Annotated in this window: 20 protein-coding genes and 1 pseudogene; 17 read left to right on the top strand and 4 right to left on the bottom strand. The window is 70.3% G+C overall.

The features are described from left to right. Positions 1-172: 172 nt before the first annotated feature. Complete coding sequence (locus Vau01_RS25570) at positions 173-1,618, top strand: GGDEF domain-containing protein (protein ID WP_203997109.1); 1,446 nt, start codon at positions 173-175, stop codon at positions 1,616-1,618. Between the two features lie 44 nt (positions 1,619-1,662). Here Vau01_RS25570 and Vau01_RS25575 read toward each other — a convergent pair whose 3' ends face one another. After that, positions 1,663-2,172 (bottom strand): leucine-rich repeat domain-containing protein, encoded by a 510-nt coding sequence (locus Vau01_RS25575; RefSeq protein ID WP_203997110.1) that lies wholly within the window; start codon positions 2,170-2,172, stop codon positions 1,663-1,665. Between the two features lie 65 nt (positions 2,173-2,237). On the opposite strand from Vau01_RS25575, the gene Vau01_RS25580 reads away from it, so the two are divergent. Then, positions 2,238-3,059 (top strand): hypothetical protein, encoded by an 822-nt coding sequence (locus tag Vau01_RS25580; protein ID WP_203997112.1) that lies wholly within the window; start codon positions 2,238-2,240, stop codon positions 3,057-3,059. An 81-nt stretch (positions 3,060-3,140) separates the two neighbouring features. Continuing rightward, on the top strand, positions 3,141-3,764 hold the full coding sequence (locus tag Vau01_RS25585) for an LppU/SCO3897 family protein (RefSeq protein WP_203997114.1): 624 nt from the start codon (positions 3,141-3,143) through the stop codon (positions 3,762-3,764). A 10-nt stretch (positions 3,765-3,774) separates the two neighbouring features. On the opposite strand, the gene Vau01_RS25590 is transcribed toward Vau01_RS25585, so the two are convergent. Further along, the gene (locus tag Vau01_RS25590; RefSeq protein ID WP_239151839.1) at positions 3,775-4,503 is read right to left on the bottom strand and encodes an MOSC domain-containing protein; all 729 of its coding nucleotides are present in this window, start codon (positions 4,501-4,503) and stop codon (positions 3,775-3,777) included. Positions 4,504-4,574: 71 nt separating this feature from the next. Here Vau01_RS25590 and Vau01_RS25595 point away from each other — a divergent pair, with 71 nt between their 5' ends. The 7 genes from Vau01_RS25595 (at position 4,575) to Vau01_RS25625 (ending at position 13,756) form a co-directional block, all read left to right on the top strand. Next, positions 4,575-5,129 (top strand): CGNR zinc finger domain-containing protein, encoded by a 555-nt coding sequence (locus Vau01_RS25595; protein ID WP_203997122.1) that lies wholly within the window; start codon positions 4,575-4,577, stop codon positions 5,127-5,129. A gap of 91 nt (positions 5,130-5,220) precedes the next feature. Beyond that, positions 5,221-5,592, top strand: a complete 372-nt coding sequence (locus Vau01_RS25600; RefSeq protein ID WP_203997124.1) for a hypothetical protein — start codon at positions 5,221-5,223, stop codon at positions 5,590-5,592. Then, complete coding sequence (locus Vau01_RS25605) at positions 5,583-7,013, top strand: lysyl oxidase family protein (RefSeq protein ID WP_203997126.1); 1,431 nt, start codon at positions 5,583-5,585, stop codon at positions 7,011-7,013. The genes Vau01_RS25600 and Vau01_RS25605 overlap by 10 nt, the downstream gene beginning before the upstream one ends. A 108-nt stretch (positions 7,014-7,121) precedes the next feature. Beyond that, complete coding sequence (locus tag Vau01_RS25610) at positions 7,122-8,561, top strand: DUF3375 domain-containing protein (protein WP_203997127.1); 1,440 nt, start codon at positions 7,122-7,124, stop codon at positions 8,559-8,561. Then, positions 8,558-9,163 carry a DUF4194 domain-containing protein gene (locus Vau01_RS25615; protein ID WP_203997128.1) on the top strand — a complete coding sequence of 202 codons (606 nt, stop codon included), beginning with the start codon at positions 8,558-8,560 and terminating at the stop codon, positions 9,161-9,163. The genes Vau01_RS25610 and Vau01_RS25615 overlap by 4 nt, the downstream gene beginning before the upstream one ends. Further along, positions 9,163-12,555, top strand: a complete 3,393-nt coding sequence (locus Vau01_RS25620; RefSeq protein WP_239151843.1) for an ATP-binding protein — start codon at positions 9,163-9,165, stop codon at positions 12,553-12,555. The genes Vau01_RS25615 and Vau01_RS25620 overlap by 1 nt, the downstream gene beginning before the upstream one ends. After that, complete coding sequence (locus Vau01_RS25625; protein WP_203997131.1) at positions 12,548-13,756, top strand: Wadjet anti-phage system protein JetD domain-containing protein; 1,209 nt, start codon at positions 12,548-12,550, stop codon at positions 13,754-13,756. The genes Vau01_RS25620 and Vau01_RS25625 overlap by 8 nt, the downstream gene beginning before the upstream one ends. Before the next feature lie 3 nt (positions 13,757-13,759). Here Vau01_RS25625 and Vau01_RS25630 read toward each other — a convergent pair whose 3' ends face one another. Further along, a complete protein-coding gene (locus Vau01_RS25630) occupies positions 13,760-14,719 on the bottom strand; it encodes a helix-turn-helix transcriptional regulator (RefSeq protein WP_203997132.1) in 960 nt (319 codons plus the stop codon). A gap of 89 nt (positions 14,720-14,808) precedes the next feature. Between Vau01_RS25630 and Vau01_RS25635 the strand changes: the two genes are divergently transcribed. The 6 genes and pseudogenes from Vau01_RS25635 to Vau01_RS25660 all read left to right on the top strand — a co-directional run. Next, positions 14,809-18,798 (top strand): S8 family peptidase, encoded by a 3,990-nt coding sequence (locus Vau01_RS25635; protein ID WP_203997133.1) that lies wholly within the window; start codon positions 14,809-14,811, stop codon positions 18,796-18,798. A 129-nt stretch (positions 18,799-18,927) separates the two neighbouring features. Beyond that, entirely contained in the window at positions 18,928-19,686 is a 759-nt protein-coding gene (locus Vau01_RS25640) for an ABC transporter ATP-binding protein (RefSeq protein WP_239151840.1), read from the top strand. Next, positions 19,670-20,362: an ABC transporter ATP-binding protein gene (locus Vau01_RS25645; RefSeq protein WP_203997135.1), complete on the top strand. Its 693-nt coding sequence runs from the start codon at positions 19,670-19,672 to the stop codon at positions 20,360-20,362. Before Vau01_RS25640 ends, Vau01_RS25645 begins: the two co-directional genes overlap by 17 nt. 206 nt (positions 20,363-20,568) lie before the next feature. Next, positions 20,569-21,789: an ABC transporter substrate-binding protein gene (locus tag Vau01_RS25650; protein ID WP_239151841.1), complete on the top strand. Its 1,221-nt coding sequence runs from the start codon at positions 20,569-20,571 to the stop codon at positions 21,787-21,789. A gap of 4 nt (positions 21,790-21,793) precedes the next feature. Then, the gene (locus Vau01_RS25655; protein ID WP_203997138.1) at positions 21,794-22,666 is read left to right on the top strand and encodes a branched-chain amino acid ABC transporter permease; all 873 of its coding nucleotides are present in this window, start codon (positions 21,794-21,796) and stop codon (positions 22,664-22,666) included. Further along, positions 22,621-23,574, top strand: a pseudogene (locus Vau01_RS25660) (branched-chain amino acid ABC transporter permease); the annotation flags it as partial. The gene Vau01_RS25655 and the pseudogene Vau01_RS25660, both read left to right, overlap by 46 nt. Before the next feature lie 88 nt (positions 23,575-23,662). Here Vau01_RS25660 and Vau01_RS25665 read toward each other — a convergent pair. Continuing rightward, positions 23,663-24,088 carry a hypothetical protein gene (locus tag Vau01_RS25665; protein WP_203997141.1) on the bottom strand — a complete coding sequence of 142 codons (426 nt, stop codon included), beginning with the start codon at positions 24,086-24,088 and terminating at the stop codon, positions 23,663-23,665. A 91-nt stretch (positions 24,089-24,179) separates the two neighbouring features. Here Vau01_RS25665 and Vau01_RS25670 point away from each other — a divergent pair, with 91 nt between their 5' ends. Then, a complete protein-coding gene (locus Vau01_RS25670; protein ID WP_203997143.1) occupies positions 24,180-24,938 on the top strand; it encodes an OmpA family protein in 759 nt (252 codons plus the stop codon).

Consider the following 24,938-nt stretch of genomic DNA (forward strand, 5'->3'; position numbering starts at 1 on the left):
GGGCGGCGTATCGCTGTCTGCACCGGCGTGCCGAACGGCGCGCCGGCAGTGGTGTTTACCCGTCGTCGGCGACACCCGGAAACCGTTGGTACGAACGGTTTTCACGCGGTGACCGTACGGCTGAATTCGGGTCGAACGAAGACCGTGAATCATGACCGGCGTGAATTCTCACATGTCGCCGCGAATCCAACGCGTTCCGCACCTGTGGCTCGTTTACTTCTGCGTCGGGGTCTTCGCCCTCGCCATCTACTTCGTCCTGCCGCTGGACCCACAGGCGCTGCTGTACACGGCGGTCGGCGTCAGCGCGGCGCTGGCCGTGGTGGCGGGCGTGGTGATCCACCGGCCGGCGGCGCCGATCGGCTGGCTGCTGCTCGCCGCCGGTCAGGTGTCGTACGCGACGGGAGACACCCTCTACCTCGTCATCGGCGAGGGCGTCGCCGTCGACGTGTGCTATCTCGGCATGTACGTGTTCATTCTGGTGGCGCTCATCATGTTCGTGCGGCGGCGGATCCCGCGCGGCGAGTCGGCCACCCTCGTCGACCCCGCGGTGCTGGTGATCGCCGCCGGTGTGCTGTGGTGGGTGTACGTCATCGCACCGCTGGCGGCCGACGGCGAGACGACGGTCCTGGTGATCGCGTACCCGGTGCTCGACCTGCTGGTGCTCGCCGTCGCCCTGCGGCTCATCCTCGGCACCGGCGCCCGTACCCCGGCCTTCCGGCTGCTGGCGACCGGACTGGTGGTCATGCTCGCCGCGGACGTGCTGTACGCCGTCGGATCCGCCAACGGCACCTACACCGACGGCAGTTGGATCGACGGCGGCTGGATCCTGTCGTACGTGCTCCTGGGCGCGGCCGCGCTGCACCCGTCGATGCGGTGGCTCGACAGCCGGGCGCCGACCGTGGTGGGGCCGATCGGTGGACCACGGCTCACGATTCTGGTGATCGGTGCGCTGCTCCCGGTGCTGATGCTGGTGGCACCGGGACGCGCCGGGGTCGATCACCTGCCGTTCGTGGTGACCGCCGCGGTGCTGCTGATGGTGCTTCTGGTGAGCCGGCTCGTCGCCCTCTCCGCGAGCGAACGCGAACGGGCGATCGTCGACCCGTTGACCGGACTGCACTCCCTCGGCGTGTTCCAGGCGAACATCGCGATCGAGGGCGAACGGGCGCTGCGCAACCGCGGCCACTTCGGCCTGATCACGCTGGAACTGGACGTGTTCAGGGTGGTCGTGGAGACGTACGGGCAGCCGGCCGGCGACAAGGTGCTGCGCGAGGTCGTCCGGCGCCTGCGGGCGCTGTGCCGGCCGGAGGATCTCATCGCCCGCATCGGCCCGCACCGCTTCGGCATCCTGCTGCTCGACGCCGACGGGTATTACGCGGGGCACTTCGCCGAGGCGGTCCGGGACGCGGTCGCGAACCCGAAGATCCCGCTGGATTCCGACGTGTCGGTGCGGGTCACCGCATCGCTCGGCGTCGCCGCTCTCCCGTACGACGCCCCGGCGCCCGAGCGTCTGCTGAAGGTCGCCGAGGATGCGATGGAGGCGGCCCGGAACGCCGGTGGCAACCGTTGCCACAACTGGCACGGGCAGCTGAACGTCATCGCCCCGACGATGCACCGCTGATTCCGGGCGGGCCAGCCGGCCCGCCCGGATCCTCAGAACGGACATCAGCGCCAGATCATGATGTCGTCGCGCCGGCCGACCGCGCCGAGCCGGCGCATCGGGTTCTCCCGCACGTTGAGATCCTTCAGCTTCCGCAACCTGGCCAGCGAGTTCGGCAGCGCCGTGAGCCGGTTGCGCATCAGGTTGAGAAGGGTGAGTTCGCTCAGCTCGCCGAGCGATCCGGGAACGGTCGTGAGCCGGTTGGCCGACGCCTTCAGATACACCAGGTGCCGGAGCCGGCCGAGGGTGCCGGGAAGTTCGGTCAGCTCGTTGAACGACAGGATCAGATCCTCGAGCCGGGTCGCGCCGTCGATCGTGTCGGGGATCGCGCGGATGCGGTTGTACGCGACCTGGAGTGTGGTGAGATTGGTCAACTCGCCGATCCACCCGGGCAACGTCGTCAGGTGGTTCTCGGACAGGTCGAGCCCTTCGACGTGCACCAGGTCACGAACGAATCCGGGGACCTCGGTGAGGCCGCGGCGGCTCAGGTTCAACCACCGTCCGGTCGTGTCCACGAGTGGCTTTGTACAACGGCTGCGCAAGGTCCCGATCAACGCCGCACTTGCTACGGTCGACTGCCATGGAAGTCTCCCAACTGCCGCCGGGACGCTACTTCATCTCGCATTCGTACCGCGACTCGGCCGAGCGCGACCGGTTGCTGGGGTCCCTGCCCGCACACGTACGACCATTGGTCTTTCCGCCGATCACGGTCGCACCGGACGAGTTCGTGAGCACGCCCCTGCTGGAGGCCGTTCGCGCGTGCGATGGACTGATCGCACTGGGCGGCGCGGATTCCGACGAGTCGTTCTGGGTGACCTTCGAACGGGAGTTCGCCAAGCGGACCGGGATCACCGTCTACACCTGGGATCCGGCCGGCATGCTGCTGGACCACGACCAACCGTCCACCGGGTCCACGATGATCCTGCTGAGCGACCCCGTCAACTGGAGCGACGTCGAACTCGTCGGTGTCCAGATGCAGAGGCGTTCGTTCGAGGTCGTCCCCCTGTCGAAGAATCCGGAGGGCCGGTGGGTTCTCCACGAGGGGAAGGACCTGAGGGTGGCCCCGGGAACGCGCGTAGTCGATCCGGCCTTCGTCGTGTTCGCGGGCGGCAGGACCCGGCCCGGATTCTTCCGCGACGTCGTCGCGCGGGGGCGGAGTGGGCACATCGACCCGCACCGGGTCGTGATCGCGTGTCTCAACACCGGGTCCGGAGTCGTCGACGCGGACTTTCTCGGATCACTCATGCGCGGATGGGGCCGCGGGCCGATCGTCGACGACCTCGAGTCGCACATCGTGTACCTGAGAGAGGGCGTCGACGGTGAGGTGCTCGCCAACCGCGTCGACGATCTCATCGTGCGCCTGTCGTGGAACCTGTACCGGACGCGCGGGCCGGTGCGCTGACGGCGCAGTTCTGTCGCATACCCGCCGAAGAGTGCCCGCTCACGCCGTCACCACGTGTCCTGGTGGAGCACGACCGGACGCGTGGACGAGAGGTGGAGCGACGTGTACCCGCAGGGCAACTCGCCGGACTCCTGGCAGCAGTACAACCAGCAGCCCGACCCGTACGCGGGGTACGGGCAGCCGCCGCAACCGATGCCGCAGTACCCGGGTGCCCCGTACCAGCCGTTCCCCGGGCCGGCGCAGGGACAGCGGTCGGGCAGCCGGACGCCGCTGATCATCGTCGGCGTGGTGGTGGGCGTGGTGGTGCTGTTCTGCGCGGCTGCCGTCTTCCTCGTGGGACTGGGCGCCGCCGTTGACGACGGTTCGGGACCGGACCGTGCCGCGCCGGCCGCGTCCACGGCACCGCCCGCCTCGACCCGCACCGCGGCACCGACGACGCCGGCCGCCACCAAGACGCCGACGGAGGAGTCGATCGAGGGCGACCTCGCCAGGTTCAAGGTCGGCGACTGCCTGACGATCACCGGTTCGGAGAACACGGTGAACCCGGCCAAGTGCACCGACAGCGGTGCGTACAAGGTGCTGCTGCGTCGCGACGGCACCACCGACGAGAAGGTGTGCGACGGCACCGAGGCCACCGACTTCCTGTACCAGGACGGCGTCGGCACGAGCCGGGACCTGGTGCTGTGCGTGTCGCTGGCGAAGTAGCCGAGCGCGGTCAGGGAACGGCGTAGGGAGCGCCGACGATCCAGCCGCCCCGGGGCGGTGGCTCGAGGTACTCGTCGACAACCTCCACCGGGTCGCCGACCCGGATCGTGCCGGGGTGGGCCACCCAGCAGTCGAGTGCCACCCGTCCCTCGAACTCCCGGTTGATCCGTCGAAGGACGTCGAGGTTCTGCGCACCGGTGTCGGGATCGATCGTGGTGACGATGCAGCGCGACCGCAACTTCAGCATGCCGATCACCACCTCGCCGATGCGCAGTGTCCGACCGGGCCAGGACCGCTCGGCCAGTCCCTCGACGCCGCCCACGACGATGTTGGGTCGCAACCGTCGCCCGCTGTGGCCGAGCGCGGCGATGCCGCCGTCGGTGGCGACCAGCAGGGGCATGACGTCGAAACGCTCGCTGCCCGCGTAGTGCACGGCCTCCACGCCCGGCCCGGCCACCCGGTGGATCGCGGCGGCGACGGCCGGACTGTTCCACGGCCTACCGTCGACGAGGATCCCGCCGTCCGGGGCGGTCGTCGCGGCAAGGCCCAGGAGGCCCGGGCGCGTGCGCGCGGTCACCACGCCCCGGTGACCGCGGACGTGGACCACCCGGTCGCCGACGATGCCCTCGTCGGTGAGCGTGGCCGACCCGAGTTGCTCTCCCCGCATCGACTTCACCGGGAAGCGCCAGATCTGCGCGACGTGCGGCCCACGGGCTCTAACGGATAATTGCTCGGTCACCCGTTAGAGGATGCCACGGCTTTCTAACGCCGGCAAGTGGAATTTGCCATTAGAACAGGTACCCTGTGGTCGTGAGTGAGCCACTGTCACTGCGGTTCGCCAACACCCGCTACGCGGTGCGCGGTCAGGCGCACGACGGCATCGGCACACGCGAGCTCCTGCACGCCTGGCTCACCCGGCATGCCGACGAACTCGGCCTGACCGGTGCGCCGCGGATCGGCCGAACCGACGTACCCGCCTTCGTCGACCTTCGCGACGCCGTCCGCGACCTGATCGCCGTCGCCGTCGACGGTGGTCGGGCGCCGGCCCACGACGACGGCGTCGCGCTGCTGAACCGGCTCTCCGCCGGCGCGCCGAGTTGGCCGACGCTGGTGCGCGCCGACGGTCGGTTCCAGGTGGTCGAGCGCGCCACGGGCGACGCCCGCGCGTCGGCCCTCGCCGCGCTCGCCCGGGACGCGATGACGCTGCTCGGCGGCGACCTCCCCGGTCCGCTCCGCGCCTGCGGGGCGCCCGGCTGCGTGCAGTTCTTCATCAAGGACCATCCACGCCGCGAGTGGTGCTCGCCCACCTGCGGCAACCGCGTCCGGGCCGCCCGCCACTACCTACGCCACCGCGAGGTCCGGTAGCACCTCAGCGGATGATCAGCCGGCGTTCAGTGGAACACCAGGTCCGGATGGCTACCCTCGCCGCACCTTTGTGGTACGTCGGGAGGGCACCATGATCAGACATATGCGTCGGGTCGGCGCGGCGGGTGCGGTGGTCGTATCCGTCATGGTCGGCACGCAGGTGGTCGCGCAGGGCGCGGCCAGCGCCAGCGGATGCCACCGGCCCGGAGCGTATTTCGAGTTCTACGACAACACCCTGGTAGGGCAGCACTGGCAGTACTGCTACGACCCGGACAGCGAAATACCGTGGCCGGTCATCGTCGAGCGGTACGACCCACCGCCGCTCGGCACGCACCTGCCGTGGACCTGGGTCATCGTCGCGCAGAGCCAATCCGGCACCGCCAAATACACGTGCCGGGGCACCGGCCCGTACACGTTCCGGATCCGCGGTACCGGCGTGAGCGGCTTCTACGCGTGCTCCTGAAGACCCATCGTCGGATCGCGCTGTTCACGGTCGTGGCGGCGATCGCCGCACCCGTTCCGCCGGCGGCCGGTGTCGCGTCGTCGGCGGAACCGTCGCTGCGGTTGGTCGCGGGTGGCGCGGTCACCGTCGAGCGGCGGCCGGGTGCGGTGGTCAGGCTCGACCCGGGGACGCTCGTCGTGGCCGGCCGGACGCCGTTCGAGGTGCGGGCCACGCGAGCGTCCTATGTGGACCCCGTCGTCGCCACCCGGACCGTCGGGAACCGGCGGGTGCGGCTGCCGGCCGGCCTTCTCACCGACCTCGCCGGCTTCCGCGCGTTCACCCACCTGACCCTGCTCGACGCGGCGGGCAACACGGTCATCGAGCGGGACGAGACGTTCTGCCCCAACGGCACGCCGGTGCGCACACATCCGGCGGCGCCGGCCACGTCGCCGTATCCCCGTCGCTGCGCGACGTTCGCGCCCTTCGCGCTGGGCGGCGTGTGGGGGATCCAGGCCGGCTGGGGCGCGCCGACGGCGGCACGGTGGAACTCGCCGCTCTTCCTCGACGACGGCACCTACACGGCGGTGGTGTCCGTCAACCAGCCGTACCGCGAACTGTTCGGGTTCGCGCCGGACGCATGGTCGGCGTCGGTTCCGGTGACGGTGCGCACGGTCGACGCGTCCACTGTGGATACCGAGTCGTCCGGTGGCCCGCTGCGGCCGGCTGCTCAGCGTCCGTCCACGACCATGCGCCCCCCGCGCGGGCCGCGACCGGACCTGCGGCCGCTACCCGCCTTCAACATCTATTTCACCTTCGACGAGACCGGCCGCGACCGACTGGCGTTCGCGGCGACCGTGTGGACCGCGGGCACCTCGCCGCTGGTCGTCGACGCGTTCCGGCGTCCCGGCGAAGCGATGATGGACGCCTACCAGTACTTCTACGACACCCGCGGCACAGAGGTCGGCTCCGCGCCGGTCGGCACCATGGAATGGGACGCGCGTGCGGGCCACAACCATTGGCACTTCACCGATTTCGCGCAGTACCGTCTGCTCGACGCCGACAAGCGGGTCGCGGTGCGCAGCGCCAAGGAGGCATTCTGCCTGGCGAGCACCGACCCGATCGACCAGACGCTGCCGCACGCCAACTGGCACCCGGAGAACACCGACCTGCACAGCTCGTGCGGCGACGCGGACGCCGAGGCCGTGCGGCAGGTGCTCGACATCGGCAACGGCGACACCTACCACCAGGACCTACCGGGGCAGAGCTTCGACGTCACCGACCTGCCCAACGGCGTCTACTACATCGAGATCGTGGCGAACCCGGAACACGCGCTCCACGAACAGGACACGGCCAACAACGTCTCGCACCGGCAGATCGTCATCGGCGGAACACCCGGAGACCGGACGGTCGACGTACCACCCCACGGCCTGGTCGACGCCTGATCAGGCGTTGATCTTCTGATCGCATAAATCGGGCAATAGTTGCATTATGGCGACGGCTCCGCGGTCCGTAGCATGGAGCGCCGGTGGGTTTCTCGGCCGTGGGGTGCGATGGATTTCGACGAGGTGGAGCGGCTGCGGCGCAACAGCGCCGCCTGGCGGTTGCTGAACGCGGACAACGCCGCGCTGGTGCTCACGTTTCTGGGCGCGGTGTTCGTCGACGAGAACGTGCGCTCGATATCGGCCGCCGAGCTTGCCGGCCGGTTGGAGGACGAGCTCCAGGGCCTCAACGAGCGGTTCGGGCAGGTGCGGTTTCCCAAGTCGGCGAAGGCGTACCTGGAGGACTGGTCGCGGTCCGACGTGGGGTGGCTCCGCAAGTACTATCCACCCGGTTCCGACGAGGTGCACTTCGATGCCACGCCCGCGGTCGAGAAGGCGTTGGCGTGGGTCCGTTCCCTGCAGGCGCGGGCGTTCGTCGGCACCGAGTCCAGGCTGAACATCATCTTCGAGCTGCTGCGGCAGATGGTCTTCGGCGCGGAGGCGGATCCGGACCGGCGGCTCGCGGAGCTGTACCGGCGGCGCGGCGAGATCGATGCCGAGATCGAACGGGTCCGGGCCGGCGATATGACGATCATGGACGCGTCCGCGCAGCGTGACCGGTACCAGCAGTTCACCGCCACGGCGCGGGGTCTGCTCGCCGACTTCCGCGAGGTCGAGGCGAACTTCCGGGCCCTGGACCGGGACCTGCGCGAACAGGTGGCGCTGTGGAACGGCTCCAAGGGCGCGCTGCTCGACGAGGTCCTCGGCAGCCGCAACGCGATCGCGGAGTCCGACCAGGGCCGCAGCTTCCACGCGTTCTACGACTTCCTGCTCTCGCAGCAGCGGCAGGCGGAGTTCACGGATCTGCTGGAGCAGGTGCAGGTCCTGCCGGCCATCGAAGCGGCGGACCCGCGGATGCGTCGCATCCACTACGACTGGCTCGACGCGGGGGAGCGGACCCAGGCGACCGTGCGCACGCTGTCGGAACAGCTGCGTCGATTCCTCGACGACCAGGTGTGGCTGGAGAACCGCCGGGTGATGGACCTGCTGCGGGGGATTGAGGCGGCCGCTTTGCGGCTGCGGGACCTGCCGACGGCGTCGTTCGTGATGGAGATCGACGCCGCCGCACCCTCGATCGCGCTGCCGATGGAGCGGCCCCTGTACCGGACCCGGCCCCGGGACGCGCTGGACAGCTCCGCGGTGACGGTGGGCGACGAGGTCGTCGACGTGTCCGTGCTGTTCGAGCAGGTCCACGTCGACCCGTTGCGGTTGTCCGCCGGCGTGCGGGAGGCGCTGCGCAAGCGATCGCAGGTCGGCCTGGCCGAGATCGTCGGGGACCGGCCGCTGGAGCAGGGACTGGCCGAGCTGGTGACCTACCTGTCGCTGGTCGACCCGGCGTTCCGGGTGGTGTTCGACGAGGCGCGGCGCGAACAGGTGCAATGGACGGACGCGGACGGCCGGCACCGGACCGCGACCATGCCACGGGTGACGTTCACGCGGGTGGAGTCATGACGGAGGCGGCGGCACCCGACCTGTCGTTGGCGGTCACCCACCTGATGAAGGGCGTCGTCTACCGCGACACGCACGAGGTCGCCTGGCGGCATCTGGTCCAGTTGCAGGCCCAGGTCCGGGACCATGTCGCCGTCATCGGTCTCACCGTGACGGTCGACGAGGCGGAAGGGTACGCGTTCCTCCGGTCCCGCCCGGTCGACCTCGACGGCGAGGAGTCGCCGGTTCCGCGGCTCATCGCGCGGCGGCAGTTGTCCCTGCACGTGAGCCTGCTCCTGGCGCTGCTGCGTAAGAAGCTGGCCGAGTTCGACGCCAACTCCGGCGACACGCGACTGGTGGTGACCCGGCAGCAGCTGATCGACATGGTGACGGTCTTCATGCCGCGTGGCAGCACGGACACCCGGCTGATCGACCAGATCGACACCCACATCGGCAAGGTGGTCGAGCTGGGGTTCCTGCGACGGTTCGGAGACGGGGAGGCCGCGTTCGAGGTGCGCCGCATCCTCAAGGCGTTCGTCGACGCGCAGTGGCTGGCCGATCTCGACACCAGGCTGGCCGAGTACGCCGCGGAGTTCACCGGGTCGACGGGGAAGGGCGGCGCGTGATGTGGGACGACGAGCGGGTGGGTGCCGGCTTCCGCCTGCACCGCCTCGAGGTGCGCAACTGGGGAACGTTCCACGACCGGGTGTGGGCCCTGACCCCCGACGGCGCGAGCGCGTTGCTGACCGGCGACATCGGCTCGGGCAAGTCGACGCTCGTCGACGCCATCACGACGCTGCTGCTGCCGGCCAACAGGATCTCCTACAACAAGGCCGCCGGCGCCGAGACCCGGGAACGCAGCCTCCGCTCCTACGTGCTCGGCTACCACAAGTCCGAACGGAACGAGTCGACCGGAACCTCCCGGCCGGTCGCGTTGCGGTCGGGCACCTGCTACTCGGTGATCCTCGGCGTCTTCACCAACGCCGCCCTCGGCGCGACCGTCAGCCTCGCCCAGGTGTTCTGGCTGCACGACGGCAACCAGGGCCAGCCGGAACGGTTCTACGCGATCGCGGACGGCGGGCTCTCCATCGCCGACGACTTCGCGAACTTCGGTTCGGAGATGAACGGGCTGCGCCGACGACTCCGGAGCGGTGGAGCCCGGATCACTGAGCACTTCCCCGAGTACGGCAAGGACTTCCGCCGCCGGCTCGGCATCGGGTCGGAACAGGCCATGGAACTGTTCCACCAGACCGTGTCGATGAAAGCCGTCGAGAACCTCAACGACTTCGTCCGCAGCCACATGCTCGAACCGTTCGACGCCGAGACCTGGATCGCGCAGCTCGTCAGCCACTTCGACGACCTGAACCGGGCGCACGAGGCGGTCCTGACCGCCCGGCAGCAACTCGACGCCCTCGACCCGCTGCTGGCGGCCTGCGACCGCGCCGACGCCCACCAGGCGCAGATCGACGCCGTCGAGCGGCAGCGCGAGTGCCTGCCGTACTTCTGCGCCCACGGCAAGGCCGAGGTACTCGCCGCCCAGATCGGCGAGCTGACCCGGATGCGTGCCGAGAGCCAGGCCCGCAGCGACGGCCTGGACCTGGCGTTGACGGACCTTCACGACCGGCAGGAGCGCCTCACCCTCGAACGGGCCGGTCTCGGCGGCGACCGCATCACCCAGCTCACGGCGGAGATCGAACGGACCACGACCGAACGCGACCGCCGACAGAAACGCTTCGACCGGTTCAACCTCCTGCTCACGGCGGCGGAGCTGCCGGCTGTGCAGAACCTGGAACAGTTCGCGCGTCGCCACGATGAGATCACCGCGGCGAACGCGACCAGCGCCGACGTACGGGAGGAGCTGCACACCGGGCTCACGGTGGCGGAGCGGGACCTGGCCCGGGCCGACGAGGAGATGGGCGAGGTCAACGCCGAACTTCTCAGCCTGCGCGGCCGCCGGAGCAACATCCCCCGGCACAGCCTCGACCTCCGCGGCCAGATCTGCGGTGAGCTCGGCATCACCCCGGAGGCGTTGCCGTTCGCCGGCGAGCTGATCCAGGTCCGCGACGACGCCCGCGACTGGGAAGGCGCCGCGGAGCGCATGCTGCGCGGGTTCGCCCTGTCGTTGCTCGTTCCCAACGAGCACTACCCGGCCGTGTCGGACTGGATCGACGGCCACCATCTCGGCCGGCGACTGGTCTACTACCGGGTGCCCGTGCGGCTGGCCGCCTCCCTGCGTCCGGACGGACCGCCCGGCGGGCGAAGCCTGTACACCAAGCTGGAGGTGCGCGAGGGGCAGTTCAGCCGCTGGCTCGACGCGCAGCTCGGCCGGCGGGCCGACCACGAGTGCGTCGAGAGCATGGCCCAGTTCCGCCGGGCCGAGCGTGCCGTCACGCGGTCCGGCCAGATCAAGGGCGTCGGTGGACGCCATGAGAAGGACGACAGCCGGCGCATCGACGACCGCAGCACCTACGTTCTCGGCTGGAGCAACGAGCAGAAGATCGCCCTGCTGCTGCGCAACGCCCAGCAGCTCACCACCCGGCACACCGCGCTGACCGCCGAACGTGACGGCCTGCGCAAGCGGCTCCACGACGCGACGGAACGCGAGAAGGTCCTGGCGAAGCTGGACGAGTTCACCGGGTTCGCCGACCTCGACTGGCAGGAGACGGTCAACCGGATCGCCGACCTCGAACGGGAGCGTCGCGCCCTCGAGTCGTCGTCCCGCGAGCTGCAACGGGTCGCCGACGAACTGGTCTCCGTCGTCGAGGAGATCGCGGTGACGCAGAAGGAACGCGACGTCCTCCAGCAACGGATCGGCGTGCTCGACAAGGACATCGACCGCAACCGGACCACCCTCGCCGAGGTACGGGCCATCGTCGAGGGCCCCGCGTTCGAGCACGCGCGGTCGTCCTTCGACGAACTCGCACCCCTGCTCGACGGCCATCCGCGCAACCGGCCGCAGGACTTCGACCGGCTGGAGACCGTCCTGGAACGCGCCCTCGCCGCCCGGCGGGAAACCGCGGCCGGGCACCGCCACGACGCCGTGACCACCGCGGTGCGCCACATGACGATGTTCCGGCGCGCCTACCCGCAGGCCGTTCTGGACATGGACGACTCGTTCCAGTCGGCCACCGACTACCGGGCGCTCCGGGCCCGGCTCGTCGACGACGACCTGCCCCGGTTCGAGCACGACTTCAAGCAGTACCTCAACACGAACACGATCCGCGACGTCGCCACCTTCAACTCCCAGCTGTCGAAGCAGCGTGACCTGATCAATGAGCGGATCGCCACCATCAACACCTCGCTGGAGGCCATCGACTACAACCCCGGGCGGTACATCCGGTTGGAGGGCCACCGGACGCCGAACACCGAGATCCGTGACTTCATCGGCGACCTCGTCGCGTGTACCGACAACTCGTTGCATCCCGACGCGGACGACCAGTACTCGGAGCAGAAGTTCCTTCAGGTGAAGCGGCTGATCGAACGGTTCAAGGGGCGGGAGGGCCACACCGACGCCGACCGGCAGTGGGCGCGCCGCGTCACCGACGTGCGCAACTGGTTCGTGTTCTCCGCCTCGGAGCGGTGGCGTGAGGACGACACCGAACACGAGACCTACGCGGACTCCGGTGGCAAGTCGGGCGGGCAGAAGGAGAAACTCGCCTACACGATTCTCGCCGCCTCCCTCGCGTACCAGTTCAAGCTGGACGGCACGGCAGCGGCCGCGCGGACGTTCCGGTTCGTCGTCATCGACGAGGCGTTCGGACGCGGGTCCAGCGAATCGGCCCGCTACGCCCTGAGCCTGTTCCAACGCCTCGGTCTGCAACTGCTCATCGTCACGCCGCTCCAGAAGATCCACGTCATCGAACCGTTCGTCGCCGCCGTCGGCTTCGTCGACAACGCCACCGGCGACAACTCCCGGCTGCAGTGCCTCACCGTCGAGGAGTACCGCGAACGTCAGCAGCGGCACCTCGTCCGTCAGCTCCCGCCGGTCACCGTCGACGACGCGGTCGCCCGTGGCTGACCGGCGGCCGGCGCGCCGGGCCCCCGTCAGCCGGTCCTGGACCGTGCCGGGCGACGTGGTGGCCGGCCTCCGCAAGCGTTGGGACCGCGGCGAGTTCCTGGCCGCCATCGCCGAGGACCGTCCGTGGGAACCGGTCGGCGTTCCGATCCGGGCACCGTCACCGACGGAGATCGCGTCGGCGTTCGGCGAGGTCCAGGACTGGGCGGCGCAGTGGCGGGGACCGGCGGCGGCCAAACTGCGCGTGGAGTACAGGCCGATCGGCGGACGGGCCATCGGCGCGAACCTGGTCCCGGCCAGGGCCTGGCTCGACACCCCCGAACAGCTGTGGTCGGTGCTCGGGGTGACCCCACGGGTCCGACGCTTCACCGACCTGGTCTCCGACACCCGCCGGGACGCGCCGACGCTGGTGTCCTTCATGACCGCGCAGCCGATGAAGGTCCTCGCGCACGAGGCGGTGTGGCCGGCACTGGTGCGGACCGTGCGGTGGATCGCCGACCGCGCGACGCCGGAGATGTACCTGCGGCAGGTCGACGTTCCCGGCGTCGACACCAAGTTCATCGAGCGGCACCGCACGCTGCTGGCGGACCTGCTGGACCGGCACCTTCCCGACGACCGCGTCGATCGCGGCGCTCCTCCGTCGGACTTCGCCCGCCGCTACCGGTTCCGCGGGAAGCCCCGCTACGTCCGCCTCCGGCACCTCGACGCCCGCTCCGCCGAGCCCTTCACCGAGGTCATGGTCCGCGTCGACGAACTGGCATGCCGCCCGCCGGCGGCCTCGACCGTGTACGTCGTCGAGAACGAGATCACGTATCTGGCGTTCCCACCCGTCGCGGACGCGATCGTCGTCCTGGGCGGTGGGTACGCCGTGCCGACGCTGCATCCGTTGGCCTGGTTGACCGGACGCCGGCTGATCTACTGGGGTGACATCGACACCCACGGCTTCGCCATCCTCGACCGGCTGCGCCAATCGTTCCCGCACGCCGGGTCGATGCTCATGGACCGCGCCACCCTGCTCGCCCACGACGGCCAGTGGGTGCGCGAGCCGACGCCCACCGACGCCGCGCTGCAGCGGCTGGACCCGGCCGAATCCGCGCTGTACCGCGACCTTGTCGAGGACGCGCTCGGACCGGCCGTGCGGCTCGAGCAGGAACGCGTGCGGTTCTCCGCTGTCACCGACGCCGTCGGCGCCGACCCGGCGTAGGTATCAGATCCAGCCGCGGTGGGCCGCGGCCATGCCGGCCTGGAACCGCGTCGAGGCGTGCACCAGGTCCATCACCGCGGTGATCCGGCGTCGCGCGGTCCGGAGGCTGACGCCGAGCTGGCGGGCGATGGCCTGGTCGGTCAGTCCGGCGCCGAGCATGGCGAGGACCGTGGCCTCCTGCGGGTCGAGGCCGTCCGCGGCGTGTGCCCGCACCGCGACGATCGGCGTCGCCTGTACCCAGTACGCCTCGAACAGGGCGATCAGCGCGTCGAGCAGCGCGGAGGGGTGGATGACGGCGATCGCCTCGCTGACGTGTCTGCCGGAGAGCGGGACGATGGCGAGGCGCCGGTCGTACACGTACAGCTTCAACGGGAGCGTGGGCAGCGTCCGGGCCTTCTCGCCGAGGCGGATCAGCTCGGTGACGTTGGCCAACCGCCCGGGCAGCTCCAGTGCCGCACCGTCGTAGATGACGCGCATCTCCACGCCGCGTTCGAGCAGCGGACGCTCCGCCGCCACCTCGTCGTACCCGGCGGGCGGCGTGGCGTACGGCGGCTTGTCGAAGGACAGCACCGACGTCGCCGGGTTGTGCTGCATGGTCCGGCTGACCCGGCGCACCTCGTCGGGGCCGGAGACCACCTCGACCGGGTGGGCCGGGTGGTGACGCAGATTCCGCAGCCGGAACGCGTCGACGAACTCGGCCGCCGCGCCGTGCGCCTCGTCGAGTTCGGCCCGCCGTTGGTTGATGAGCATGCCGATCGCGGCCTCCGGCGACACCGGGGCGTGCCGCCGCCCGTTCACCCGGCGCACGAGGCCCAGCTCTTCGAGGTGGGCCAGGGCCGGCCCTATCTTGCGCGCGGGTTCCCGCAGGGTGTCGGCGAGGTCGGCCGCGGAGGAGTCCGCCAGGCTCAGCAGGGCGCGGTACACCCGCTCCTCGAACTCACTGACCCCGACCGCCTCGAGCACGGTCCCCTCCCTGTCCAGATCGGGCGCTTGCCGCTTCCGGCCAACCGGGAGTCTAGACGAGATGACCTTGAACCCGTTGACTCGTTTCCGTGACTCCCAATCATCGGCGTCGTTGGCTTGTCGCAGCCCTCCTGGCCCTGACGACGGCCGTCGTGCCGGCGCAACCCGCGTCGGCGGTTCCGGCGGGCCCGGCGGGCCCGGTCGCGGCACCGGCCGCTCTCGGCGGCGGTACGGCCACCACCGTCACGCTCATCACCGGCGACACCGTCCGCTACGCCGTCGACCGCGCCGGCCGCGCCAGCGCGACGGTCGATCCGGGGGACGGCCGCGACACGGTGACGTTCCGCGGGTACACCCAGGGGGACGGCTACTACCTGCTGCCCAGCGACGCCGAGCAGCCGGTGCGGGCGGGTCTGCTGGACCGGCGCCTGTTCGACGTCGCCTACCTGGCGTCCAACGGGTACGGCAACGACCGGACCACCGAGCTGCCGGTCATCGTCCAGTACGAGCGGGAGTCCTCGGCGGAGGGGCTGGCGCGCAGCGCGCAGGCTCTGCCGAGCGCGCGGTCGTCGGCGGCGCTGCCGAGCGTCAACGGCGCGGCCGTGCGGGTGGGCAAGCCGTCCGCCGCCAAGTTCTGGGACGCCGTCCGGGCCGGTGCCGGCGTTCGTAAGGTGTGGCTGGACGGCAAGGTGACCGCGGTCGACGACGTCAGCGTCGCGCAGATCGGTGCGCCGGCCGCCTGGGCGGCGGGGCTGGACGGCACCGGCGTCAGCGTCGGCATCATCGACACCGGCATCGACGCCACGCACCAGGACCTGCGCGGAAAGGTCGCCGCGGCGCGGAACTTCGTCGAGGCGGGCCAGCCGGGTGGCAACGCGCCGGAGGACGTCACCGACCGGCACGGGCACGGCACGCACGTCGCGTCCATCATCGCCGGGAGCGGCGCCGCCTCGAACGGCCGGTACACGGGCGTCGCGCCGAACGCCACGCTCACCATCGCCAAGGCCCTGGACGACTCGGGCAACGGCACCGACTCGGCCGTCATCGCCGCCATGCAGTGGCAGGCGCCCCGGGTCCGGGTCGTCAGCATGAGCCTGGGCGGTGCCGAGTCCGACGGCACCGACCCGGTCAGCCAGGCCGTCAACGACCTGACCGCCGAGTACGGCACCCTGTTCGTCATCGCGGCCGGCAACAAGGGACCCGACACGCGCACGGTCGCCCAGCCCGGAGCCGCCACCGCGGCGCTCACCGTCGGCGCGGTCGACTCCGCCGACGCGCTCGCCGACTTCTCCAGCCGCGGCCCGCGGCTGGGCGACTTCGCCATCAAGCCGGAGATCACCGCGCCGGGTGTGCGGATCATCGCGGCCCGGGCCGCCGGCACCTCGATGGGCACGCCGACGGACGCCAACTACACCGCGGCGTCCGGCACCTCAATGGCCACCCCGCACGTCGCCGCCGCGGCCGCGATCCTGGCACAGCAGAATCCGGCGTGGCGGGCCGACCAGCTCAAGACCACCCTCATCGGAAGCGCGAAGAACACCGGCGGATCCGTGTACGCCGAGGGCGCCGGCCGGGTCGACATCGCCCGGTCGATCCGCCAGCGGGTGTTCGTGGACACCCCGTCGGTCTCGGCGGCGTTCACCTACCCGCCCACCGGCGAGACGCTGACCAGGACCGTCACGTACCGCAACGCCGGATCGGCCGACGTCGACCTGTCGCTGTCCGCGTCGATGACCGGTCCCGACGGACGCCCGGCGCCGGCCGGGGTCGCGGCCGTGGACCGGACGGCGGTGCGGGTGCCGGCGGGCGGAACGGCCGGCGTGCGGCTGACCCTGGACCCGCGCCCGGCCGGGCAGGGGCTCCACAGTGGACGGTTGGTCGCCGCCAGCGCCACCGGCGACCAGCTGGTCGTGCCGATCGGCTTCCAGGCCCAGGTGAAGCAGGCCACCATCACGATCAGGGTGATCGGCGGGCCCGACCGCTACGTGTTCGGCGGCTCGTTCACCGAGATCACCACGCTGCGGGTCAACGACACCACGCCCGAACTGGCCATGGAACCGATCTCCACCAGCACCTACAACTGGCGGAAGGTGGACGGCGAGCCCAACACGTACGAGTCGAAGGTGCGGCTGGCCGAGGGCGGCGTGTACATGGTGGAGGGGAACTTCTCCTGGCAGGACCTCACCACCGGCCGCAACCACCTGACGTTCCTGCACCGGCCCGAGGTCAAACTGACCGGGGACACGACCATCACGTTCGACATGAACAAGGCCGTGCCGGTCGGGTTCGAGACGCCGAGGCCGTCGACCGCCGTCAACGTCAACATCGACTGGCAGCGCGTCGTGGCCAGCGGCCAGCACTATTACGGGTTCCTGCTGGGCAGCTTCTGGACGGTCGCGGTGGGCCAGCTGTGGGTGTTCCCCAGCGACGCGGTGACGGTCGGGAAGTTCGCCGTCGGCGTCAACGAGATCCTGTCCGCGCCGCAGGCGACGCTCAGAATCAACGGACTGACGCTGCGGCCCGTCTACACCCGGGAGAGCAGCGCGAACACCCCGAAGTTCGGGACCGACCGACGGCTGCGCGTGGTCACCGAGGCCGACCTGCGGGCCGGCCGGGACGTCGCGGGCGCGCTGGTCTTCCTGCGCGGGTCCGACATCAGGCCGACGGTGGAACTCGCCGTGGCCGCCAAGGCCGCCGGCGTGCTCGCCGACGCGCACATCGCCGACCTGATGTACCTGACCGACCTGGTCGGCATTCCGATCCCGCTGCTGTACGTCGACCGGCGGGAGAGCAAGCGGGTCGCGGACGTCCTCGCCGGCTCGGCGCGCCCCACGGCCGACATCGAGGCACACATCAGCACGCCGTACCAGTACAAGCTGGTCAACTACCAGTACAACCGCATCCCGGCGTCCATGACGGCGCGGCCCGGCGAGCGCGACCTGACCCGGCTGGAGACCACGTACCACGCGCAGACCCCGGCACCGGCCGGGAAGTGGGGACCCGCCGACGACGGCAACGACGTGAGCTTCACGTACCTGCCGGGTCAGCTCTTCAGCGTCCACGCCGGGCACAGCTTCCACGGGCACGGCCAGCGGACCGAGTACTTCAGCACCACCGGGGCGGACGTCCTGTGGTGGCGGCAGTACCAGTTCACCGCCGGGTCGAGCATGCACGTCGAGCACACGTACCGCGGGTTCGCCCGGCCGACCACCGGCGTCGAGGAGTGGAACGAGCCCAACGTGCCCGTCAACGCGCAGGCCGGCCCGCAGACGCCGGCCGGTGCGGCGGTGTTCTGGCCCTGCGACGGCTGCCGCCAGGGCGACGTCGTGCGCGTCCGCTCGCTCGCCCCGCTCGGTGTCGGCCAGTACGCCGGCCGCAGCGACCCGAGCCACACCGTCCAGGAGGACGGCCCGACCGAAGAGGTCCACCTGTACACCGGCAGCGGTAGATCTGTCGCCGAGGGAGGCGACGGCGGCTCCGAGCTCCCCCCGCATCAGGATGCCGCCGGCCTTACCTACTACCGGTTGCCGGCGGGCGCGGCGACGTACCGGCTGACCAGTGGCTACACGACCGGCTCACCGCACCAGAGCTTCGCGCGGACGGTCGACACCACCTGGACGTTCCGCTCCGCCGCGCCGGCGGCCGACACGGTGGCGCAGCCGTACTGGTGCATCGACGAGCTGTTGTACGGCGACACCACGCCGTGCGGCTGGCTGCCGCTGATCCACCTGGGCTACCGGCTCGGGCTCGCACCGGACGACTCGGCTCCGGCCGGCCGGCCGTTCACGTTCACCGTCACCGGGCAGGTCGGCGCGCCCGGCTCGGCGGCGAAGCTCGCGGGCCTGCGGGCGTGGACCTCGGTCGACGGCGGCGCGCACTGGGTGCCGGCGCGGGCGGTGCGGGCCGACAACGGCGGCTACCGGGTGACCGTGTGGAACCCGCGCGTCGCCGACGCCCCGTCGGGCCGGGTCAGCATCAGGATCGAGGCATGGGACCGGGACGGCAACGCGGTCCAGCAGGTCCTCGATCAGGCCTACGCCCTCCGGACGGCCGCGGCGCCCTGCCGGACCGCCGTGTGAGTGAGCCCCTGTAAATCTGGGTCGCACGTGGAGGGAACCCACTCCGGACGCGAGAGCTGTGTGCTCCGAACACATAGTCAGATGTCGATAGGAGACCTAGTGTCCTGCGTCACATAGATTGGAGATGTGGTGCGGGCGATCCTTACCACCCGCGGCCTCCGCAAGGAGTTCCGCGGCTTTACCGCCGTCGACGGGGTCGACCTGGCGGTCGCCGAGGGGAGCGTGCACGCGCTCGTCGGCCCCAACGGCGCGGGCAAGACCACGTTGTTCAACATGCTGACCGGCTTTCTGCGCCCGTCCGCTGGAACGATCGACCTCGATGGCCGGGACATCACCGGTCTGCCGCCGGAGCGGATCGCCGGACTCGGGGTGGCCCGGTCGTTCCAGATCACCACGCTGTTCCCGGCGCTGTCGGTCCGCGACCACGTCGAGCTCGCGCTGCAGGCCCGCACGACGCTGGGCTGGCAGTTCTGGCGCTCGGACAAGCAGACCCGACGGTTCGAGGCCGAGGCGACGGATCTGCTGGCGGAGACGAACCTCGCCGACGCCGCCGCGACGCCGGCCGGCGCGCTCGCCTACGGGCGCAAGCGCGCGCTGGAACTCGCGGTGGCCCTCGCGGTCCGGCCGCGCCTGCTGCTGCTCGACGAGCCGACCGCCGGTATGGGTGCCGAAGACATAGAAGGGACGGTCGCGCTGGTGCGTCGGGTCGCCGAGGGCCGCACGGTGGTGCTGGTCGAGCACAACATGAGCGTCGTCAAGAGCCTGGCCGACCGGGTGACCGTGCTCCAGCAGGGCCAGATCATCGCCGAAGGCCCCTACGACGAGGTGCGCGCCGACCCGCGCGTCATCACCGCCTACCTCGGAGCCAACGATGCTCCGCGTCCGTGACCTCAACGCCTGGTACGGCGAGGCCCGGGTGCTGCGCGACGTCAGCCTCGACGTCGAGACCGGCACCATCGTCACCCTCGTCGGCCGCAACGGAGCCGGGAAGACCACGCTGCTGCGCTGCCTCATGGGGCTGCACCGCCAGCAGCGGGGCGACATCACCTACGACGACCACCCGATCCACCGGCTCGCGCCGCACAAGCGGCCCAAGCGGGGCATCGGCTGGGTGCCCGACGACCGCGGCATCTACACGAGCCTCACCGTCGAGGAGAACCTCACCCTGCCGCCGAGAAGCAACGACGACGCGTGGCCGCTCGGCCGCGTGTACGAGACGTTCCCCGTGCTGCGCGAGCGTCGGCGCTACCCCGGAACGCGCCTCTCCGGTGGCGAGCAGCAGATGCTCGCGATCGCCCGGATGCTGCGCACCGGTGCCCGCCTGCTGCTCTGCGACGAGCCCACCGAAGGGCTCGCGCCGATCCTGGTGCGCCAGATCGCCGAGATCCTGCACACCGTCCGCGAGCACGGGGTGACCGTGCTGCTCATCGAACAGAACCTGCAATTCGCCACCACCGTCGCCGACCGGCACTACCTCCTCGCCGAGGGCCGGATCGCCGAGAGCCTCGACAACAGCGAGGTCGAAGCGCGCCAGCACGAACTGCTGGAATACCTCGGAATCTAGGGAGCACCCCCATGCGCAAGGCACCAGGGCGTGTCCGGCGGATCTTTGCCGGCCTGCGGCGGACTCAGGCGGCGCCCGGCGGCGTTGCGGCTTCGTCCGGATACAACCCCGGTATCCGAACAAAGCCGCGCCTTGTCGGATCACCGCCTGAGCCTCGCCTCGGCTCGACAAGATCCACCGGACACGCCCTTGCATCAACGGCCGTCGTGGCGCTGCTGGTCGCCGGCTGCGGCGCCGGCGGACCCAGCGGCGGCGGCGGAAAGATCTCCGGCGACAAGATCGTGCTCGCCGTCCTGAACGACCAGTCGGGCGTCTACTCCGACGTGTCGGGCAAGAACTCGGTGGAGGCGGTGAAGCTCGCGATCGAGGACTTCAAGAAGGAGTACGGCGACAAGGCCGTCACGCGGAACATCGAGGTGATCACCGCCGACCACCAGAACAAGCCGGAGATCGCCAACTCGAAGGCGCAGGAGCTGTACGACCGGCAGGAGGCCGACACGATCCTCGACGTGCCGACGTCGTCGGCCGCGCTCGCGGTGGCCACGGTGGCCAACCAGAAGAAGAAGCTCTACCTGAACGTCGGCGCCGCCACCACCGAGCTGACCGGCAAGTCGTGCAACAAATACACGTTCCACTATGCGTACGACACCTACATGCTGGCGAAGAGCACCGGCACCACCGTCACCAACCAGGGCGGGAAGAACTGGTACCTCATCTACCCCGACTACGCCTACGGCCAGGACATGCAGAAGTCGTTCACCACGGCCATCAAGGCCGCCGGCGGCAACGTCGTCGCCAGCGACCCGACGCCGTTCCCGAACGACAACTTCTCCACGTTCCTGTTGAAGGCACCGAACCTGAACCCCAAGCCCGACGTGCTGGGCACCATGCAGGCCGGCGGCGACATGGTGAACGTCGTCAAGCAGTACAACGAGTTCGGCCTGAAGTCCAAGGGAATCAAGCTCTCCGTGGGGCTGATGTTCATCACCGACATCCACGCCCTCGGCCCGGACGCGTTCGCCGGCACCACGTTCACCGACGCGTGGTACTGGAACCTCGACGACCGCAACCGCGCCTGGGCCGACCGCTTCCAGCAGCGCACGAAGATCCGCCCGTCGTTCGCACACGCCGGCAACTACTCGGCCGCGTTGCAGTACCTGAAGGCCGTGCAGCGGGCCGGCACCGACGACGCCGACGAGGTCATCACGAAGCTCGAGAACTACACGTTCGAGGACGTGTTCGCCCGCAACGCCAAGGTGCGCGCCGAGGACCACCGCGTGATCCACGACGTCTACCTCGCCGAGGTGAAGCCGAAGTCGGAGGTCACCACCGACTGGGACTACGAGAAGATCCTGCGCACCATCCCCGCCGCCGACGCGTTCCGCGCGGTGGACCAGAGTGTCGCCGCCGGCTGCAAGATGGGCTGACACCGTGGCGTCGTTCCTTCAACAGTTCTTCAACGGCCTCGTCAGCGGCGCCTTCCTGGCGCTGCTGGCGCTCGGCCTGTCGGTGATCTTCGGGATGCTGCGGGTGGTGAACTTCGCCCACGGCGCCTTCTACATGCTCGGCGCCTTCGGCGCCTACATCCTGCTCACCGACTTCGGCGTGAGCTTCTGGCTGGCGCTGGTCCTGGTGCCGGTCGGGCTCGCCGTGTTCGGCATGGTGATCGAACGGCTGCTGATCCACCGGCTCACCGCGCTCGACCCGCTCTACAACTTCCTGCTCACCTTCGGCCTGACGCTCGTGCTGCAGGACCTCATGCGGCGCGAGTACGGCATCACGTCGCAGCCATACCCGCAACCCGCCGGCCTCGACAAGCCGATCGACCTCGGCCTGTTCGAGTACCCGGGGTACCAGGTGTTCGTTCTCGCGGTCGCCGCCCTCACGTGCGCCGGCGTATGGCTGCTGCTGACCCGCACCCGGGTCGGCATGGTGGTGCGTGCCTCGACGGAGAAGCCCGAACTCACCCGGGCGTTGGGCATCAACGTCGGTGCCTGGGTGACGCCGGTGTTCGGCTTCGGCGTCGCGCTCGCCGGGCTGGCCGGGGTGCTGGCCGCACCGATGCGCGCCATCAACCCCCTGATGGGCGCCGACCTCATCATCACGGTGTTCGCGGTGGTGGTGATCGGCGGGCTCGGCTCGATCGTCGGGTCGGTGCTCGCCGGCTTCGGCATCGGTGTCGCGTCGGCGCTGTGCAACCTCTACGTGCCGGCGCTGTCGCAGACGCTGGTGTTCATCCTCATGGCCGCCGTTCTCCTGTGGCGGCCGGCCGGTCTGCTCGGCCGCGAGGAGGTGACGGTGTGAAAAGGGCCGTGCTGCTCGCGATCGGTCTCCTCGTCGTGCTCGCCCTGCCGTGGTTCATCTACCCGCCGGTGGCCTCGGACATCGTCGCCTTCGCACTGCTCGCGATCGCGCTCGATCTGCTGATCGGGTTCACCGGCCTGCTCTCCTTCGGCCACGCCGCCTTCTGGGGCACCGCCGCCTACACCACCGGGCTGGTGGCGATCCACGTCGGCGGCCCGTTCCCGCTCGCGGTACTGGCCGGCGTGCTCGCGGCGGGCGTGCTCGCGGTGCCGATCGGCTACCTGTCGGTGCGGCGCACCGGAATCTACTTCGCGATGGTGACGCTCGCGTTCGCGCAGATGGTCTACTTCGTCGCCAACCAGTGGCGATCGGTCACCGGTGGCGAGAACGGTCTGCAGGGCGTGCCGCGCGAATTCTTCGGACTCGACCTCAGCGACCCGTTCTACTTCTATTACGCCGCCCTGCCGCTGGCTCTTTTCGGAGTGTTCGCGGCGTGGCGCATCGTCCGGTCGCCGTTCGGGCGGGTGCTGGTGGCCATCCGCGACAACCCCGCCCGCGCCCGCGCGCTCGGCTACCCGACGCGCCGCTACGCGCTTGTCGCTTTCGTGCTGTCGTCGATGCTCGCCGGCCTCGCCGGCGCGCTGCACGCCGTCGGCCACGGGTTCGCGTCGTTGCAGGACCTGCACTGGACCACGTCGGGCAAGGCGGTTCTCATGGTCGTGCTCGGCGGCATCGGCACGCTGTGGGGTCCGGCGATCGGCGCCGCGCTCGTCGTGCAGTTGGAGGACTACCTCGCCAGTTCCGGATTCGTGGGCGTCGACATGGTGATCGGCGCGGTGTTCATCGTGGTCGTCCTGCTCTTCCGGCGCGGCCTGTGGGGCACGGCGGCGGGCTGGCTCGCCCAGTGGTCGCGGCCCCGGCCGGCTTCCGGGCCATCCGTTCCACAACCGCAGGTGGACGACGAGAGCCCGCGCCCCGAACGCGTCGGTTAGCCGGTCACGTGGGTAGGGAGTCCACGGCCGCCGCGAACAGCTCGCGCAGGTCCCGTTCGGCACCGTCCGGCAACTCGTCGGGCTTGAAGAGGCGGTAGATCAGCCACGCCTGGTAACGGTCGCCGACCCAGGCCCACCCCTTGATGCGGATCTCGCTGCCGTCCCAGCCGGCCACCTCGAGACAGGACACGTCACCCGGCCCCGCCGGCGTCGGTTCCGCTCCCAGTTCGGCGCACCTGCTCGACCGCCACGCTTCGCCGTAGAGGCCCGAGCCGTCGACCGCGACCTCGAGTTGGAGGAAGCTGCGTACCGGGCCGGTACTGATGAAGGGCTCGTTCGCCGTATCGACAATGCATCGCTTGTAGCCGCTGAGTCTCCCGAGCGCATCGCTGGGCACCCGGTAGCCGCCCGGGGCAAGCCGGTCCACCATCTTGTTGCTTTCACCCGGTGACCGCATGAGACCGTGTCGTCTGGGTGCCAGACAGCGGCGGGGTGTACCCGCGCGGTTCTACCCTGCGCAGATGCCACAGCTCATGATCGACGGAGGCCGACGGTTGCTGCTCGCCGTCGTCGTGACCGGCGCGCTGCTGCTCGCCGGGTGCGGCGACGACTCCGGGAAGGAGGCGGCTCCGCGGGCCGCCGGGTCGGCACCGGCCGACCGGGCTACGCCGCCGGCTTCGGCCGGGCCGAGCGTCACGGACCTGAACCAGGACGGCGAACCGGACGCGATGTGCGGGACCCAGGACTTCGGCGGCGGCCTGGTGCTGCAGATCAGGTGCGAGGCCGGTTACGAGAACGAGCCGCCGGAGGGTACCCGGCTGGTGAAGGACTCGCTGTTCCGGCTGCCCGGCTACGAGGCGGACCTGACCGGCATCTCCGGGTCGCTGATCGGCGCGCCGGATCCGGCCGGCAAGCGTGTGATCATCGTCGTCTTCAACAGCGACAACCTCTTCGAGACCGGCAGCGACCAGATCAGCAGCCCGGACACGCTCGACGCGACGGTGCGTCTCATCGACACGCTGTTCGCCGGCTCGGCGATCCAGATTCGGGGCCACACCGACGGAACCGGCAGCGCCTCGGCGAACCAGGCGCTGTCGGAACGGCGCGCGGCGAACACCCGCACCTACCTCACCGGCAAGGGCGTGCGGGCGTCGGGCGTGACGACGATCGGGTTCGGCAGCAGCCGTCCGCTGGCCGAGGAGACGAACACCGACGGCTCGGTGAGCGTGGAAGGACGCAAGTTCAACCGCCGGGTCGAACTCGTGATCCGGGTGCCGTAG

This window comes from Virgisporangium aurantiacum (assembly GCF_016863635.1).
GTDB lineage: Bacteria > Actinomycetota > Actinomycetes > Mycobacteriales > Micromonosporaceae > Virgisporangium > Virgisporangium aurantiacum.